This window comes from Streptomyces sp. NBC_00252 (assembly GCF_036187565.1).
Taxonomy (GTDB): domain Bacteria; phylum Actinomycetota; class Actinomycetes; order Streptomycetales; family Streptomycetaceae; genus Streptomyces.
In genome coordinates, this window is the sequence record NZ_CP108087.1 from 6310490 (window position 1) to 6326497 (window position 16008).

At 68.2% G+C, this 16008-nt stretch carries 16 protein-coding genes and 1 pseudogene; 9 read left to right on the top strand and 8 right to left on the bottom strand.

Translation table 11 applies throughout. The features are described 5' to 3' along the window. Positions 1-22 precede the first annotated feature (22 nt). On the bottom strand, positions 23-1348 hold the full coding sequence (locus OHT77_RS27945) for an SGNH/GDSL hydrolase family protein (protein ID WP_328831166.1): 1326 nt from the start codon (positions 1346-1348) through the stop codon (positions 23-25). Between the two features lie 106 nt (positions 1349-1454). Between OHT77_RS27945 and OHT77_RS27950 the strand changes: the two genes are divergently transcribed. The 4 genes from OHT77_RS27950 (at position 1455) to OHT77_RS27965 (ending at position 5284) form a co-directional block, all read left to right on the top strand. After that, on the top strand, positions 1455-2819 hold the full coding sequence (locus tag OHT77_RS27950) for a DUF445 domain-containing protein (protein ID WP_328831167.1): 1365 nt from the start codon (positions 1455-1457) through the stop codon (positions 2817-2819). Between the two features lie 65 nt (positions 2820-2884). Then, positions 2885-4423: an MFS transporter gene (locus OHT77_RS27955; protein WP_328831168.1), complete on the top strand. Its 1539-nt coding sequence runs from the start codon at positions 2885-2887 to the stop codon at positions 4421-4423. Positions 4424-4485: 62 nt separating this feature from the next. Then, positions 4486-4905, top strand: coding sequence for a hypothetical protein (locus OHT77_RS27960; protein WP_328831170.1), 420 nt, complete (start codon positions 4486-4488; stop codon positions 4903-4905). 13 nt (positions 4906-4918) lie between these two features. Next, positions 4919-5284: a VOC family protein gene (locus OHT77_RS27965; RefSeq protein WP_328831171.1), complete on the top strand. Its 366-nt coding sequence runs from the start codon at positions 4919-4921 to the stop codon at positions 5282-5284. Between the two features lie 188 nt (positions 5285-5472). On the opposite strand, the gene OHT77_RS27970 is transcribed toward OHT77_RS27965, so the two are convergent. From OHT77_RS27970 to OHT77_RS27995, 6 genes and pseudogenes are all read right to left on the bottom strand, one after another. After that, on the bottom strand, positions 5473-5775 hold the full coding sequence (locus OHT77_RS27970; RefSeq protein WP_443048219.1) for a hypothetical protein: 303 nt from the start codon (positions 5773-5775) through the stop codon (positions 5473-5475). A gap of 114 nt (positions 5776-5889) precedes the next feature. Continuing rightward, positions 5890-6855: pseudogene (locus tag OHT77_RS27975) on the bottom strand (hydrolase); the annotation flags it as partial. A gap of 284 nt (positions 6856-7139) precedes the next feature. Then, the gene (locus tag OHT77_RS27980; RefSeq protein ID WP_328831174.1) at positions 7140-7991 is read right to left on the bottom strand and encodes a hypothetical protein; all 852 of its coding nucleotides are present in this window, start codon (positions 7989-7991) and stop codon (positions 7140-7142) included. A gap of 204 nt (positions 7992-8195) precedes the next feature. Next, positions 8196-8798, bottom strand: a complete 603-nt coding sequence (locus tag OHT77_RS27985) for a DUF5753 domain-containing protein (RefSeq protein WP_328831175.1) — start codon at positions 8796-8798, stop codon at positions 8196-8198. Positions 8799-9029: 231 nt separating this feature from the next. Continuing rightward, the gene (locus OHT77_RS27990; protein WP_328831176.1) at positions 9030-10202 is read right to left on the bottom strand and encodes a serine hydrolase domain-containing protein; all 1173 of its coding nucleotides are present in this window, start codon (positions 10200-10202) and stop codon (positions 9030-9032) included. Between the two features lie 73 nt (positions 10203-10275). Next, the gene (locus tag OHT77_RS27995) at positions 10276-11571 is read right to left on the bottom strand and encodes a transcriptional regulator (RefSeq protein WP_328831177.1); all 1296 of its coding nucleotides are present in this window, start codon (positions 11569-11571) and stop codon (positions 10276-10278) included. Positions 11572-11877: 306 nt separating this feature from the next. Between OHT77_RS27995 and OHT77_RS28000 the strand changes: the two genes are divergently transcribed. The 5 genes from OHT77_RS28000 to OHT77_RS28020 all read left to right on the top strand — a co-directional run bounded on the left by OHT77_RS28000 (position 11878) and on the right by OHT77_RS28020 (position 15068). Beyond that, a complete protein-coding gene (locus tag OHT77_RS28000) occupies positions 11878-12369 on the top strand; it encodes an ATP-binding protein (RefSeq protein WP_328831178.1) in 492 nt (163 codons plus the stop codon). Continuing rightward, the gene (locus tag OHT77_RS28005) at positions 12369-12707 is read left to right on the top strand and encodes a hypothetical protein (RefSeq protein WP_328831180.1); all 339 of its coding nucleotides are present in this window, start codon (positions 12369-12371) and stop codon (positions 12705-12707) included. The genes OHT77_RS28000 and OHT77_RS28005 overlap by 1 nt, the downstream gene beginning before the upstream one ends. 117 nt (positions 12708-12824) lie before the next feature. Beyond that, positions 12825-12992, top strand: a complete 168-nt coding sequence (locus OHT77_RS28010) for a hypothetical protein (RefSeq protein WP_328831181.1) — start codon at positions 12825-12827, stop codon at positions 12990-12992. An 88-nt stretch (positions 12993-13080) separates the two neighbouring features. Next, complete coding sequence (locus OHT77_RS28015) at positions 13081-14277, top strand: JmjC domain-containing protein (RefSeq protein WP_328831182.1); 1197 nt, start codon at positions 13081-13083, stop codon at positions 14275-14277. Then, positions 14211-15068, top strand: a complete 858-nt coding sequence (locus OHT77_RS28020; protein ID WP_328831183.1) for an aldo/keto reductase — start codon at positions 14211-14213, stop codon at positions 15066-15068. Before OHT77_RS28015 ends, OHT77_RS28020 begins: the two co-directional genes overlap by 67 nt. Here the strand turns inward: OHT77_RS28020 and OHT77_RS28025 are convergent. Then, positions 15056-15913, bottom strand: coding sequence for a hypothetical protein (locus OHT77_RS28025; RefSeq protein ID WP_328831184.1), 858 nt, complete (start codon positions 15911-15913; stop codon positions 15056-15058). The two genes, OHT77_RS28020 and OHT77_RS28025, sit on opposite strands and share 13 nt — an antisense overlap. Positions 15914-16008 lie beyond the last annotated feature (95 nt).

The window sequence follows — 16008 nt, forward strand, 5'->3', positions numbered from 1 at the left end:
GTTTTTCCGCGAGGGGCCCGGGCTACAGCTGGGCGGGCACCGCGCCCCTGAGGTCCGCGAGGTCGATCGTGGCCGCCATCTTCCGGTACCCCCGGTCGCCGGGGTGGAGATGGTCGCCCGAGTCGTACTCCGAGGCGTATCTGCGCGGGTCGTACGGGTCGCGCAGCGCCTTGTCGAAGTCGACGACGGCGTCGTAGACCGTGCCGCTCCTGATCGCCGCGTTGACCTGCTGGCGGACCGCGTTGCGGGCCGCCGTGCTGCGGAAGTAGCCGCCGAAGGGTGTCAGGGTGGCGCCGACGACCTTGATGCCGCGGGCGTGGGCCTGGCCGACCAGGGTGCGCAGGCCGGTGACGATCCGGTCGGCGGGGGCGTCGTGCAGGACGTCGTTGATGCCGAGGTCGACGACGACGACCTTGACGTTCGGGCGGCCCAGCACATCACGGGTGAAGCGGGTGAGGCCGCTCTGGTTGGCGGCGGGCCGGCCGTCGAGGCTCACGAGGACCCGGTTGCCGCTGATGCCCTCGTTGACGACGCTGTAGCGGGGCACGTCCTGCCCGGCGGCGACGGCCGCGCGCAGCCGCCGCGAAAAGGCGTCCGGCCAGCGGCGGTTGGCGCTCTCGGTCGAGGTGGACCCGTCGGTTATCGAGTCGCCGAACGCGACGACCGTGCCGTTCGCCTGGTCGCTCAGCACGTCCACCGACGTCAGGTACCGCCAGATCGCCGTGCGTTCACGGTACGGCGCGCCGGTCGCGTCCTCGGCGTGGTCCCCGGCGGCGAGATAGGAGATCTGCCGTGCGTACGGGTGGTAGGTGACCGGCCCCGCCGCGGTGGGGGAGTAGGTGGTGACCAACAGGTCGGCGCCCGAGGGGACTTGGAGGCGGACGGCGTCGCTGAGTGTCTGCTGCCCGGCCGGGATGGTGACCGAGGTCGCGCCGCCGAAGGTCAGCCGCCGCATGGTGCCCGGGGCCGCGGCGGAGCTGTTGTGGGCGGCGGCGAGGGCGATCGAGGCGTGGGTGACGCCGAGCGGGGTACGGCCGTAGAGGTTGGACAGGGTGATCCGGGCGCCCGCGCCGCCCGCGCTGGTGTGGACGATGTTGCGCACCGAGCGGCCCGCCGTACCGGTGTTCTCCGTGCCGGTCTCACCGGCCACGGGGGCGGCGGCCCAGGCACCCACCCAGGTGCCGGCCGAGGCGGGGGCCGCGGAGCCGCCGGAGCGCGAGCCCGGGGAGCTCTTCCCGTCGTCGCGGGTTCCGTCGCCCGCGGCGGCCCCGAGGTATATGCAGGCGGAAAGGACCGCGATCAGGGTGATGATCGCGGACAGCAGGGCATAACCACGACGCTTGGTCACGCGGTACTGAGCTCCTCGGGTGAATGGCAGGACCCTGCCATTTTGCCCGATCGGGTGACAACGGGAACTCCTGTCCAGTTCCGGGAGTCGGACAGGAAGGGACAATGTGTACGGTACGGGCGAACGGGTGGAGCGGATGGACCGGACAGAAGCGGGGGCGGAGGCGGGGCTGGGGTCGGCCACCGAGAAGGACGGGTCCCGCCGCACGATGACCACGTTCAGCGCCGCCGACCAGGAGAGACAGCGCGGCGTCCGCCGCATGAAGCTGACCGCGCTGGCACTGCTGCTCTTCGTGGCCGTCGTCTACGTCCTGGCGAAATGGGCGTCGCACTCGGGCGCTGGACCCTGGGCGGGCTATGTCGCGGCGGCGGCCGAGGCCGGCATGGTCGGCGCGATGGCCGACTGGTTCGCGGTCACGGCCCTCTTCCGCCACCCGCTGGGCCTGCCCATCCCGCACACCGCGATCATCCCCACCAAGAAGGACCAACTGGGCGTCTCCCTCGGCGAGTTCGTCGGCGAGAACTTCCTCTCCGAGGAGGTCGTACGACAGCGGCTGCGCGCGGTCGGCATCGGCAGCCGCCTCGGCACCTGGCTCGCCGACCCCGACCACGCGGACCGCGTCACGGCCGAGCTGTCGGCAGCCCTCCGGGGCGCTCTCACGGTCCTGCGGGACTCGGACGTCCAGGCGATCGTCGGTGAGGCGATCACCCGCCGCGCCGACGCCCAGGAGATCGCCCCGGGCATCGGCAAGACCCTGGAGCGGATCGTCGCCGACGGCGGCCACAAGCGGGTCGTCGACCTGATCGTCGCCCGCGCGCACGACTGGCTGGTCCTGCACGACGACCAGGTCATGGACGCCGTCGAGGGCGGCGCCCCCGGCTGGACCCCGAGATTCGTCGACAAGCGCATCGGCGAGCGCGTCTACAAGGAGCTGCTCCGCTTCGTCACCGAGATGCGCGACATGCCCTCCCACCCGGCCCGCGGCGCCCTGGACCGCTTCCTCGGCGACTTCGCCGCCGACCTCCAGTCCGACACGGAGACCCGCGCGCGCGTGGAGCGTCTCAAGGGCGAGGTCCTCGGCCGCGGCGAGGTCCAGGACCTGATCGCCAGCGCCTGGACGTCCGTCCGCTCGATGATCGTGTCGGCCGCCGAGGACGAGCGCAGTGAGCTGCGGCTGCGGGTGCGGGCCTCGCTGCTGTCGCTGGGCGCGCGGATGGCCGTGGAACCGAAGCTCCAGGCGAAGGTCGACGGCTGGGTCGAGGGCGCGGCGGTGTACGTCGTGACGACCTACCGCAAGGAGATCACCTCCCTGATCACCGACACCGTGGCCGGCTGGGACGCCGAGCACACCACCCGGAAGATCGAGGCGAACATCGGCCGCGACCTGCAGTTCATCCGGATCAATGGCACGGTGGTGGGATCGCTGGTGGGCTTGTTGATCTACACGGTGACCCGGCTGGCGGGGGTGTAGATGCGGGTGTAAGGGTCGATTTCCGGGGGCACCCGGAGGGGGTTCGCTCGACGAGGAGGAACCCGATGGCCAGTGCGAGTGCGAGTGCCGAAACCCCGCCAGGGGGCGGCGGAGGCAGGACGATCACCTCGTCCATCCCCTCCCGCCTGGACCGCCTCCCGTGGTCCCGCTGGCACTGGACGATCGTCATCGGCCTCGGCACCGTGTGGATCCTCGACGGCCTGGAGGTCACGGTCGTCGGCAACATCGCGGGCCGCCTCTCCGAGCCCGGCAGCGGTCTGCCGATCAGCTCCGGGCAGGTCACCGGTATCGCGGCGGCGCTGTATGTGGCGGGTGCGTGCGTGGGTGCCCTGTTCTGGGGCCACCTCACCGACCGCTACGGCCGTAAAAAGCTCTTCATGATCACGCTGATCGTGTACCTCGCGGCGACCGCCCTCACCGCGGCCTCCTTCTCGACCTGGTGGTTCTTCACGTTCCGCTTCCTCACCGGCTTCGGCATCGGCGGCGAGTACGCGGCGATCAACTCCGCGATCGACGAGCTGATCCCGGCGTACTGCCGGGGGCGCGTGGACCTGATCATCAACGGCAGTTTCTGGGTGGGCGCGGTGGGAGGGTCGTTGTTGTCGATCGTCGCGCTGAACACCAACATCTTCGCGGCGGACGTGGGGTGGCGGCTGACCTTCGCGCTGGGCGCCGTGCTGGCTCTCGTCATCCTTCTCGTACGACGCCATGTGCCGGAGAGTCCACGCTGGCTGCTCATCCACGGCCGGGACCGGGAGGCGGACGAGGTCGTCACGTCGATCGAGCGCCGCATCGAGGCCGAACAGGGGCACGAACTGCCGCCCGCCGAGGGCGAGATCACCATCCACCAGCGCAAGAGCGTCTCCTTCGCGGAGATCGCCCGCACGATCTTCCACGACTACCCCAAGCGCGCCACGCTCGGCTTCTCCCTCTTCATCGGGCAGGCGTTCCTCTACAACGCGATCACCTTCGGCTTCGGCGCGATCCTCACGAAGTTCTTCGACGTGCCTACGGGCAACACCGGTTACTACTTCGCGGTCATCGCGGTCGGCAACTTCCTCGGGCCGCTGCTGCTCGGCAAGCTCTTCGACACGGTCGGGCGCCGGGTGATGATCTCGTCGACGTATCTGCTCTCGGGGCTGCTGCTGTTCGGCACGGCCTGGCTGTTCGACCGGGGGTCGCTGAGCGCGACGACGCTGACGGCCTGCTGGTGTGCGGTGCTGTTCTTCGCTTCCGCGGGTGCGTCCAGCGCCTATCTGACGGTCTCGGAGATCTTCCCCATGGAGACCCGGGCGATGTCGATCGCCTTCTTCTACGCGCTGGGTACGGCGGCAGGCGGGATCAGTGGGCCGCTGCTGTTCGCGGATCTCACGAACACGGGGAAGGTCGGGGACACGGTGCTCGCGTTCCAGATCGGGGCCGCGTTGATGTGTGTGGCCGGGCTGGTGGCGGCGGTGTTGGCTGTTCGGGCGGAGGGGCGGTCGTTGGAGGATGTGGCCAAGCCGTTGACCGCGGTGGATGGGGTGGGGGCGGGTCCCGGGGCGGGCCCCGGGGCGGGGGCTGCGGCGCCGTCGACGTCTTGAGCTTCGGTATCTGAGTACTCGTACTCTGTTGGTGTCCGGCCCCACGGGCGAATCTCGTGCGTATGACCGAGAAGTTGCTGAGCCCCCTGCGCACGCGCCCCTGGCCGGAACGCTGGCTGACCCGCACACTCGGCGCCGTCCTCGCTACGGCGGCGTACGCCCTCTGCGTTCCGTCGGGGGCGGTCCCGGCGTCGGACGGGGCGCACGGTGGGGCCGGTGCGGTGCTCGCGGTGATCCTGGTGGTCCTGGCGGGCTACTTCGGGCACCGGGACGATCTGGCCTGGCCGTTGCTGGTGGTGGCGGTGGGGCCGGCCGTGCTGATGTACGTGTCGTTCGAGGCGGAACGGCCGCTGGCGTGGGCGTCCGCGACGCTGGTGATCGCGGCGGGCACGCTGGTCGTGGCCGGGGTGGGACGCTGGTTCCGGCCGCGTGAGGAAGACTCGAACGACGGCCTGTTGTGTGCCGCCGGGCATCGATCGTGAGGAGCCGTACCCCATGACCATCCGCAGGATCGTCCCCGACTTCCAAGTGGCGGAGGACGACAAGGACTCGATGAGCACGAACGCCGACTTCTACGGCCTGCTGGGCTTCGAGGAGGTCATGAACCAGGGGTGGGTCATGACCCTGGCGTCTCCTTCGAATCCCACCGCCCAGATCAGCTTCCTCACGGAGGAACGCACCGCGCCTGTCGTTCCCGACCTGAGTGTGGAGGTCGAGGACGTGGACGCGGTGTGGGCCGAGGTGGTGGCGTCCGGTGCGGAGGTCGTGCGGGAGCTGCGGGACGAGGAGTGGGGAGTGCGGCGGTTCTTCGTGCGGGATCCGGGTGGGCGCGTGGTGAACGTGCTGGGACATCGGGGCTGAGGCGTCGTCGGGCGCGGGAGCGTCGTGGTTCGCCTGCGGTGCGTTGGGGGGCGGCGCCGCGCCGGGGGGTGTCCGTCCTCGGATCGGCGCGGCAAGGTTTCTTGAGAGTGCGGCGGTGCTGAGCGCCGACCGCTGCGGGCGGACACCCCCCGACACGACGCCTTCGCGCCGTACGCGGCTGACGGCCGTCACGCCTTCCGGTCGGCTACCGCCCAGGACGCGAGGGCTACGGCGCCGGCGACACCGAAGACCGCGGGCCAGGCGCCGACCTTCTTGGCCAAGGGGTGGGATCCGGCGAAGGCGGCGATGTAGGTGACGGTGAGTGCGCCGGCCGCCTTGCCGCCGGCCTGCTGGCGCCACTGGTTGGCGGCGGTGGCCCCGGCTGCGGCGAGGACGACTCCGCCTAGCTGGCGCTTCCGGGTCCAGCGGGCCACGCCGTAGCCACCGACAAGCCCGCTCGCCGCGATCACGGAGCTGGGAATGCTGGGGATCTTGGCCATGACGTGCCTCCTGGAACCGACGAACGGGGCTGATCGGATATCGCCACTGAGGCTAACGCGCGGCTGCATGTCAGCCTCAGTGGCCCTACGGCTTACGGCTTACGAGGAGAGCCATTCCGTGGCGTTGAGGGCGAGGGCGGCGTTGGTGGCGCCGGTGTCGTTCCAGCCGTCGTAGAGGGTGTTGCCGGACTGGCCGGTGCCGTCGTCGATCGGTGAACTGTCGCCCCAGAACGCGACCTTGCCGCTGCCGAAGGTGCTCGTGGCGAAGAAGGCGCCGGTGTTGCCGGAGTAACCGGAGCGGTAGAGCAGGCCCTTGGCGGCGGAGTTGTCGGCGGGCTTGATCGTGGCCGTCGTGCCGTTGGCGATGAGGCTCTTGGTGACCGTGCCGAAGGAGCCGTGCAGGACGGGGTTGCTGCTGTCGGTGATCGCGGCCGGGTAGCCGGAGGTGATGTTCAGCGAGTCGATGGAGAGGCCGAACGGGTCGGTCGAGTCGACGGTGTTGTTGGTCATCAGGTCGTTGAGGATCTGGACCGCGTCGTAGCCGTCGTTGTTGCGGTCCGAACCGGTGTGGTCGGAGATCATGAACAGCCCGCCGCCGTTCTTGACGAACGTCATGATCGCGGTCTTCTCGGCGGTCGTGAACTTGATGTTCGGCTCGGGCAGCACGAGCGTGTCGAACTTGGAGAGATCGGTGGCCGAGGAGCCGCCGTAAGTGAGCGCGCTGGTCGCCGTCTTGAGGCTGTAGTCACCGGTCTTTTGCAGCGCGATACCCCACGAGGAGAGCGCGCCGGTCCAGTCCTTGTCGGAGGAGGGGGAGGAGTCCTGGGCGAGCGGGTCGGGCTTGCTGGTGGAGATGATCCAGTCCGCGTTCCCGGCCTCTTCGGCGTGGCCGTCGTCGAACAGGACACGGTGGGTGGTGGCCGCGTGGGCGGGGGTGACGGTGGCGGCTTGTACGGCGGCGCCTGTGGCCACCATGCCGAGCACGGTGAGGGCGGTGGTGAACCTGCGGCGTGACGTGAACTTGCCAAGCTTGAGCATCCGGTGAACCTCCGTGGAGTGGGGGGATTCCATGAGTGGGGGTGGAGTGAACAGGGGTGCGGGTGCGGCAGTGGATCTGTCTGTGTGCGGTGAATCTTCGCGCGTAGAACGGTAGTTGAGTGATCACCGGTCAGCGCACGGGAGGACGGTACACAGGGGGTGGGGGTGTGGGGAGGGGGGTTTGGGGGTTCATGTAGATCTCTTACTCGGCGATACCGGGGGCGAGAAATGGTGCGGTGCCGGGCGCCGTGATGGGGGCGACCCGGCACCGGAGTGCTGGCATGCGGTGCTGGCGTCTGGTGTTGTCGGACCGTCGCTTACCGGACGTCGACGAAGTCGCCGGGTGCTGTGGCCGTGGCGGTGGTGGTCGTGCCCGCGAAGACGTAGCGGTAGTAACCGTCGACTGTGGCCTTCGTGGTGGTCTTCAGGACGCCAGTGCTGTTGGTCTTGACCGTCTTGAGGGTGGTGTAGGTGCTGCTGCTCTTCTTGCGGAACTGGAGCTTCACGGGCTGGGACACGTAGCCCGCGTACTTGCCCGTCGACCAGTTGGCGCGGGCGAGCTTGCCCGTGACCGTGATGGTCTTGCCCTTCTTGACCGGCTCCGGCGTGGCGTTGGCGGTCAGCGTGGAGGCCTTCTTGATCGAGGCGGTGGCGACGTCGTCGTTGTAACTGGCGTTCGCGTACAGGTCCCAGGCGCCCAGGAACAGCTTCCACGTTCCGGCCACGCCGTTGTTCTTCATGTCGGTGGCGGGGTGGATGTTGAAGACGGCCTTGCAGGTGTACGTGCCCTGGGTCGCCGTCTCCGTGCAGGCGGGGTCGTCGTCCGTACCGAGCCCACCGGTGATTCCGGCCGTGGTCGAACTGTCCGTGCCCTGCCACAGGAAGGCCTCGGTGAGAGCGACGCCGTTCGCGTCCTTGGCGGTGTATGTGACGGTGACGGATTTCGTGCCGGTGGTGCCGAGGACGATGTCCTTGCCGCCGTTGATCACGGCGTGCGAGAACTTGGTGTTGCCCAGTGAGTCTCTGGGTCCAACGGTCTTCGCGGCAAAGGAAGTCAGCCCCGCCGCCGCACCCGGACGCTCCGCCGCCTGGGCGGCGACCGGAAGTGCGAGCGCGGACAGGGCGACGGCACTGGAGACAACGGCGGCAGCCGCAACACGTGTACGCATGAAACCCCCCACAGGAACCTGAGAGGCCCGCCCAAGTCTCTCCTTGGCCGGGCCTGTTGATCTCCGCATCATATGAACTCAGGTCGGAAATGGTGAAGATCTCTTGTGCAATAAGTGCGTAACGGGCCAGTGGGGCTTGGGGGTTAATATTGACCAGGCATGGGCGGTTCCGCTGGCGGGCGCTCGTGCCAGTGCCGTTGACGCTCAGGCGTTGCTCCAGAAGGCAAGAGCCTTGTCGATCAGCCGCTTTGCCGAGTCGCCGTAGTGCGCCGCAGTGCTGAGGGCATCGAAGGCCTTGTGGTGGAGGGCCAGTTCACTGGCGTCGGTGATGTCTACGCCGCAGGAGACGAGTTCGTAGTGGGCGCGGTCCTCACCCATGTTGAACCCGGGCATGGGGACGATGCCGAACTCGGCGTCGGCAGGGAGGATTCCAAGGCCGATCGAGGGGAGGTCCATCTCGCGAAGAAGACGCTCCAACTGCTCGCCCATGACCTCACCGCCCCCAACGTTCGTGTACAGGGCCTGTTCGCCGAGGATCACGTCATAACGGTGCTCACCGTCGTACAGAACCTGCTGTCGCTCCATGCGCTTGGCCACGCCCGCCGGTACGTCGTCCGGAACTCTGAGAAACTCGACGACACGGCGCAGGATGACGGTTGCGTACGCCTCGGTCTGGAGCGTGCCCCAGATCATGTTCGGGACATACGCCTTGCCGTGCCGAGTCTGCTGATACCAGCCGATCACCTCGTCCTGGATGTCTTCGGTACCGGTGGACAGCCGCTGTTGCCATGGGATCGAACTGGTCACTGCACGTTCCCTTCGGTTGCTGACGGTCGACGAGCCGGGCTCATACCCTGTGCAACGGATCGCGGATCATCGCTAGTGCATCCCGGGAGTGCGATCCGGCCGGTCATCAGGACGTCGTGATTCGAGAAGAGCGCATCGAGGTCGAAGCGCCGACTAATGTGTGCGGCCCACTTGGCGAACGCCAGGTCCGGGTGCGCCTCACCCACGCGGACGCGGTTCCCCTGGGTCGCTCTACATCAGCGACCTTCGCACCGCGTCGACCAGCGAAGCCGCACGCACATCGTCGGCCCCTCCGATGATGTTGTTCATCACGTAACCGAAGGCAATGCCGTGCTCCAGGTCGGCGAAGCCGAGCGAGCCCCCCCGCCCAGTGTGGCCGAAAGCGCTCGGGCTGGTCATGGGGTTGGCTTCGGTGGGCAGCATGTATCCGGAGCTGAATCGGCTCGGGATCAGCATCACTTGGTCCTTCCCGCCAGCTTGCTCCTTGGTCGCCGCCTCCAGGGTTTCCGGGGTGAGCAGGCGCACGCCGTCCACCTCGCCAATCAGCGCGGCATACATGCGCGCCAGCCCGCGAGCGGTGCTAATGCCGTTGGAGGCCGGGAGTTCCGCGGCCTGCACTGCGGGCGAGTCGAAATCGATCTCGGCGGGGTCGGTGACGGCGTACGCCCTGTTGCTGAACGAGTTCGGGTCGCGCCAGGCGGCGACCAGTTCGCGGAGTCCCTCGGGAACCGACTCGGCGGGCACGGTGGTGAGGTCGACCTCCGGCCGCTGGTACACCATGCGGCTGACCTGGTCCCGTTCATCCGCCGGCAATCCGATGAAGAAGTCCAGCCCGAGAGGGGCGGCGATCTCGTCGGCGAAGAAGCGGCCCGGCGTCCGGCCGGACACGCGGCGGATCACCTCGCCGACCAGCCAGCCCCAGGTGCGACCGTGGTACCCGTGCGCCGTGCCCGGCGTCCACAGGGGACGCTGAGCGGCAAGAGCAGCCGCCATCGGGTGCCAGGCCAACGCCTCGTCCAGCGGGACCGGTTGGTCCAGCGCGATCAACCCGGCCTGGTGGGACAACAGCCATCGCACCGGGATGTCCGCCTTGCCGTTCGCGGCGAACTCCGGCCAGTACTTCGCCACCGGTGCGTCCAGGTCCAATACGCCGCGCTGGGCCAGCATGTGCGCCGCTGTCGCGGTCGCGCCCTTGGTGGCCGAGTAGACCAGCTGCAGCGTGTGTCGTGTCCACGGACGACCGGTTTCCGGATCGGCGGTGCCACCCCACAGGTCGACCACCGGCCGACCGTACTGGTACACGCACACCGCCGCACCGATGTCCCCGTGCTGGGAGAAGTTCGCCTCGAACGCCTCACGCACCGGTTCGAATCCAGCCTCGACCTCGCCGTCGATCGTCGTCATGCCGTCCATCCTGGCATTTGGATCGGCTGCTCCAGCGGGGCGGGTTGGCCCTCGAAGTGCGAGACGGCGACTGTCAGGCCGCGACGGGAAGCGCCTGAAGACGCTCGCGGAACTCGCGGACGGCGGAGACGGATTTGCGCGGTTCGAGTCGAGCGTTGAACTCCTTCAAGCGGTCCAAAGCCCGTACGGAACTGACACTGCTCTCCAGGAGCCCGGCGCCGTAGTTCGCGGCGTCCAGAGCCCCTTCCAGGTCGCCGCCGGCGAGCCGTGCCTCTGCCAGGCGGCTGGAGCGTACGGCCTTGTCCCGAGGAGCCGCGCTCTCCACGGAGGTCTCCAGGGAACTCGTCGCGCGCTCCACCTGTCCGGAACGCAACAGGACTTTGCCTTCGGTCGACTTCAACTGTGCCTCGCCGAACCAGTTGAGCCAGTCCGGGTTCTCCTCCGCCGAGCCGTGCTCCCAGAGAGACACAGCTTGGTTGAGCGCCGTTCCGGCGTTCCGGTGGTCGCCGTCGCGTGACAGTGCCTCGGCCTTGTGCAGGTAGAGGAAGGACTGGGCGTACGGCGACAGAGTTTGGGGTGCGTTGTCGATGGCGGTCGAGATGAGGTCGACCCGCTCGGCGGTTCGTCCAGCCTCGGAGACCTGGACGCCCATCTCCGCGAGGATGAAGGCGCCGAAGGCGTTGTCTCCGGAAGTTCGAGCGCTGCGCAGGGCCCCGACGTAGTAGTGCTGGCCGGCGGACCGCAGGCCAGCGTCGTAGGCCATCCAGCCGGCCAGGTGCGACACCCAGGCCGCCAGCGAGTAGAGGCGGACGCGAATCCTGTCCGTGTACCGTCCGGCGCCGAGGAGACCGGTCACCAAGGCGAGGTCACCGCGTGCCTGCTCCAGGAGCCGGGAGCCTCCGAGTTGGTCGTCGAGCGTACGGAGCGTGCTGATGCGCTGCTCGATCGTCGAGACCATCGTGTCCGTGACCTGGTCGCCGTTGAGCGCTGAGGCGAAGGCGGAGGGCGCGTCCGCCCAGCTCGCCGCGAGGCCCGTCAGGGCGGCGCCGGTGATGGTGAGAAAGCCCCGGCCGTCCATGCGGCCACTTCCCACGAGTTCGGACAAGGCTTCAACGGTACCGGCCTCGGTCCACGGTGTGGTGAGCCCCGTGATCTCCCAGACGGGGAGCCACCGGGGCCATCCTTCCTCCCGGACCTGCTCGTACGGGACGCGCAGCAAGTCGGCGAGCACGCGCTGGGCGTCTGCGTCCGGCTCCTGTCCCTGCTCCCACTTCCACACGGTCGTCCGGTTGGTCGCGAGCGGGATTCCGAGTGATCTCCCGTGCGCTTGCATGAGGCGGGCGAACTCGGCCTTGCCCCATCCGCGCATGTGGCGGAGGAAGCCCAGAGGGTGGACTGCTAACGGTTCACCTGGCACGTCTTCACTCCCGTCATCCCTTCGCGGCGTAGTGGGGAGGCTACTTCGCGTGTCCGTGTACGGGGAGGGCGTCCCCATGAGGAACCCCCTAGAAACGTTCCGCCTTGCCTGCTGGGCCCGTTGACTGAGTGTCAGCCGTCCAACGAGGAGCGCGCGCAGGGCGTCCGCTTCGGGAACGGTTCCTCAGATCGGCGGCTTCGTCCCCGTGTCCTCCGTCGGGGACGAAGCCGCTCTCCATCTCTTCGGAGGCGTCCCCGCATGTCCACGATCGTCCATCGATTCGTCCTCGCCGGTACGGAAAGCGACGTGCCCTTCGCCCGGCGCAAGGTCATCGACCAGGTCCGTACGTGGGGCGTGCCGATGGACGACGAGAAAGCCGACGCCATACGCCTGGTCGCATCCGAGCTCATCACCAATGGCGTGGTCCACGGGAAGGGACCCGTCGCCGTCACGCTCTACCACCGACCTGGATCCCTGATGATCGATGTCCTCGACGGCAACTCATCAGCCCCGCAGATGAGTTGGACCCAAGACGAAGACGAGAGCGGTAGAGGGCTGGCGCTGGTCGATCTTCTCGCCTTGCGTTGTGCCTGGGCGCCATCTGAGCACGGCAAGCACGTGTGGGCGGAGATCGAGCTGCCTATGACAGCGCCTGCCATACGAGCCGTCGTTCTGCGCCGGTTCTTCGCGCGTCGGCCGAAGCACGGAATCGTGGCTGAAACCGCGCCGCTGACCCTGGCGGTCGCGTGATGGGACGACATTCGCTACGACCGACTCCGCTGCCCGATCCCGATGTGGTCTTCCGTCCTACCCGTCGCGACATCGACCCCGTCACCCGCCAACCCACCGAGTACGCGCTCTGGGACCGCCACGCGTGGTTGACCCGCGGCGAGTGCTGGCTGTGGTGCGGACGTGACGACGTCGAGGTGACGTGGATCGGGCCTGTTCAGTCGAGCGGCATGCACGCGGCCTTCTACGTCTGCCGCGCATGTCTGTACGAACTGGATCAGCGCGTCCTGGAGACCAACATGCGCGAGGACACGAGCGTCTTGCCGACGAGTCGCAGACCCGCCCACTCGCGGGTGTAGGGCCGCACCTCTCCCCCAAGGACAGCCGCTCCACGGCATCACTACTCCCCGGCCATGGGGCGGCCATCGACCTCCCGCCGACCTTGGCGGGAGAACCCAAAAAGGAAGGAGCACGAGGTGGAAGAGCCCACAACACCGCCTCCGGCCCGGAGCGGCCTCTTGGTGGCGGTGACAGAACTGACCGCCGTCCATGACCGGTACGACAGCCTCCGGTCGGACAACCAGGGTAGTTCCGGCGACGCGCCGTGGCCGGGTGGCGACGGCAACCTGCACGACAGCGAGTAGGTACCAAGCGGTGGGGGCCGGTGCGGTCGGCCGTACCTGCCCCCACCGCGTCCGAAGCACGTGGCCGAACCCATGGGAGGACGCAACGATGGAACATCAGTTGATCAGCGCCATCGAGACAACACTCGGATGGAGCGGACCCGAGGAGCTGGGCAAGGACTTCGTGCACGGGAGCATGGACGACCCCGCACTCGTCTCCCGCATCATGACCCCGAACCGCCTGCTCGACATCGCCATGCGCAGGAGCCTGAACCGCCCGCAGTTCCGGTGCTTCCAGAAGGGCGAGGAGGTCCATCCGGCCATCTACTACACCGACAGCGTCAGTCCCCGGGGCCAGAGCATCTCCATGGTCAACATGCGCAGCCTGGGCAGGCTCCTGGGCGAAGGCGCGACGGTGATCATGGACCAGGCCAACGTCTTCGATCCGACCATGGAAGTCGCCTGCCGGGCCCTGCAGTGGTGGTCCCACGAGCGAGTCCAGGTCAACGCGTACCTGACGACGAACGACGCCTCCGGCTTCCCCCTGCACTGGGACGACCACGATGTCGTCATCGTCCAGCTCGCGGGTGAGAAGGAATGGGAGGTCCGCGCGACCTCCCGCAACGTCCCGATGTACCGGGACGCCGACCCCAACACCACTCCGAGCGACGAGATCATCTGGTCCGGCCTGATGCGGACCGGCGACGTCATGCACATACCCCGAGGCCACTGGCACCAGGCGACACGGACCGGCAGCGGCTCCGGCAACAGCCTTCACGTCACGTTCGGCATCACCAAACGCACAGGGGCGAGCTGGCTCGCGTGGCTGGGCGACTGGTGCCGCGAACACGAGATCTTCCGCCACGACCTCGACCGCTGGCAGGGAACAGGCAGCGAAGCCCTGACCGCGGCTGCCGCCCAGTTGGCCAGCGAACGCCCGCCGCCCGACTTCCTGGCCGCCTACGAGCAAGCGACGACCCTGCCTCGGCACCTGCCGTTCCTCGACATACTCGGGCCGCTCGACGCCGTGGTGTGCACCACCCATTTTCCGCCCCAGATTCAGGAACACGGAGAGACCGTCGACATCGTGGCCTCGGGGAAGAAGCTCACCCTCGCAGCCAAGGCCCTGCCCGCCCTGCGTCTGCTGCTGAGCGGCCGGCCGGTCGAGTTGGAACAGGCCGCGGCCGTCGCCGGGGCCGAAGTAGCGGAGGCCGCTGAGATCCTGGTGAAGGAGGAGCTGTGCGCGGTGCTGACCCCCGAGTTGTTCTCGGGCTACACCGGTCTCGTCACGAACGCCGGCTCCTGACAGGGGCGTTCGACCTCGGCGTCACGGCACTCGACACCAGCACCAACTACCTCGGCTTCCGTTCGCACCAGGTCCTGGCGCAGACGGCCGGAGACCTGCTGCCGAAGTTCACCGTCTCCACGAAAGTGGGCTACTTTCCGGGACCGGGCGGGGCGGAGCACTCCCTGGGTCCCGTACGGCTGCACGCGGCCGTGGAACAGGCGGTAGGTGACCTGGGGCAGGAGCCGGATCTGGTGTTCCTGCACAACCCGGAACACTCGCTCCGCGAGGCCGGCCCTGACTGCCAGGAGGTGCTGGCAGAAGCGTGCGCTGCCCTTGATGACGCCACGAGCAAGGGCCTGTGCGCTGCCTGGGGCATCGCCTCCTGGGATCCCTCATCCCTGGTAGGACTGATCGGCCCGGCCGTACCGAGGCCAGCGACCCTCATGGTCCGCGCCGGCCTACTCGTCGGAGTCAGAACGCTGGACGCCGAGGAGGCCCTCATCAAGGCGTGGGACCTGGACCCCAGCGAAGTATGGGGCATGAGCCCCTTCGGCGGCAGCACCAGCGACTCGGTGTGGGCCAGGATCGACCCCCGCGTCTTCCTCGGTGACAGACGTCAACTCTCGCGTGTGCAGGCGGCGTTCATAGCCGCCTATCACCTGCCGAGGGTCGGCACTATGGCTGTGGGCACTGATGAGCCCGCCCATCTGGGCGAACTCGTCGGCGCCCTGGTCGGAGAGGTCGAGGAACGAACGGTCCAGGAGTACCGGAGTCTCCTGCGAGACCGCTCACGCAATCAGCCGGTCTGAAGCTCCTTGACGACCTGTTCGGCCATGCGCCGGGCGGGTTCCAGCCGAGGGTCTTCCGGGTGCGCGTACGGCCCGAGGATCTTCGAGCAGGCAAACAGCGTCATCATCTTGCCGTCCCGGCTCTCGAAATCGGACCGGCGCTCGCGCCATACACGATCGGCCAGAGCCGGGACAGCAAGGGAACTCGCCCACAGCGAGGCCGCATCCAGACCCCGCGGCGCGCTGCCCCAGTCCTCCCAGTCGAAGAGACCGAACGCCGGAGCGGTCATGTTGGCCCAGTTCAGGTCCGCGTGGGCCGGCACCCACTGCTCGATGGTCGTATCGAAATCGTCGGAGAAAACATTGCGGATGGACTCGGTGACGAGGGCCTGGGTGATGGTGTCCGTGTCCGGCGTGGCGATCCGCCTCGTGCTCTGGGCCGCCAGTGCGTCCAATGACGCGTTCAACGCCTCCCACCAGTCATCCGGCAGCTCCGGGGCATCGCTCAGGATGGCGCTTCCGACAGGAGCTCCTGGCAGAAGCTCGGTTTCGTCGGCTCGCCACATCACGGGCCCGTCCGTGGCCCGCCAGACCACACATCCGTGCCATTCGGGCTGGGCGATGCCCTTCAGACGGGCGGCACTTTCAGTCCCGTTCCACCCCTGGTCGGAGATCTTGTCGAGCAGGCGCCGCTCGATCCGAACCCAGGTGTCGCGGTCTGTTCTGGCCCCCACGGATCGGCGCTTGCGCACCATCGTGTCCGGGAGCAGCCCCACTTGGAGAGACCGCTCGACGCGATCAAGAACCTCGTCAACCGGTTGTACGCGTAGGTCGACAGCCTGACCTGTGGAGACCGAGAGCGCCATGGACGCGACCGTAGCAGGGGTGGGGCGGAGGTGCCCGACGCCTCTGGTTGCCGACGATGACGACGCGGATACCGAGCTTGCGTAATTCCGACAGC

Coding starts and splice junctions, on each gene's coding strand:
- OHT77_RS28005 (WP_328831180.1), top strand. CDS start 12,369: ATGGGACGACATTCGCTACGACCGACTCCGCTGCCCGATCCCGATGTG.
- OHT77_RS27960 (WP_328831170.1), top strand. CDS start 4,486: ATGACCGAGAAGTTGCTGAGCCCCCTGCGCACGCGCCCCTGGCCGGAA.
- OHT77_RS27995 (WP_328831177.1), bottom strand. CDS start 11,571: ATGCGCGGATGGGGCAAGGCCGAGTTCGCCCGCCTCATGCAAGCGCAC.
- OHT77_RS28000 (WP_328831178.1), top strand. CDS start 11,878: ATGTCCACGATCGTCCATCGATTCGTCCTCGCCGGTACGGAAAGCGAC.
- OHT77_RS27980 (WP_328831174.1), bottom strand. CDS start 7,991: ATGCGTACACGTGTTGCGGCTGCCGCCGTTGTCTCCAGTGCCGTCGCC.
- OHT77_RS28015 (WP_328831182.1), top strand. CDS start 13,081: ATGGAACATCAGTTGATCAGCGCCATCGAGACAACACTCGGATGGAGC.
- OHT77_RS27965 (WP_328831171.1), top strand. CDS start 4,919: ATGACCATCCGCAGGATCGTCCCCGACTTCCAAGTGGCGGAGGACGAC.
- OHT77_RS28025 (WP_328831184.1), bottom strand. CDS start 15,913: ATGGCGCTCTCGGTCTCCACAGGTCAGGCTGTCGACCTACGCGTACAA.
- OHT77_RS27990 (WP_328831176.1), bottom strand. CDS start 10,202: ATGACGACGATCGACGGCGAGGTCGAGGCTGGATTCGAACCGGTGCGT.
- OHT77_RS27955 (WP_328831168.1), top strand. CDS start 2,885: ATGGCCAGTGCGAGTGCGAGTGCCGAAACCCCGCCAGGGGGCGGCGGA.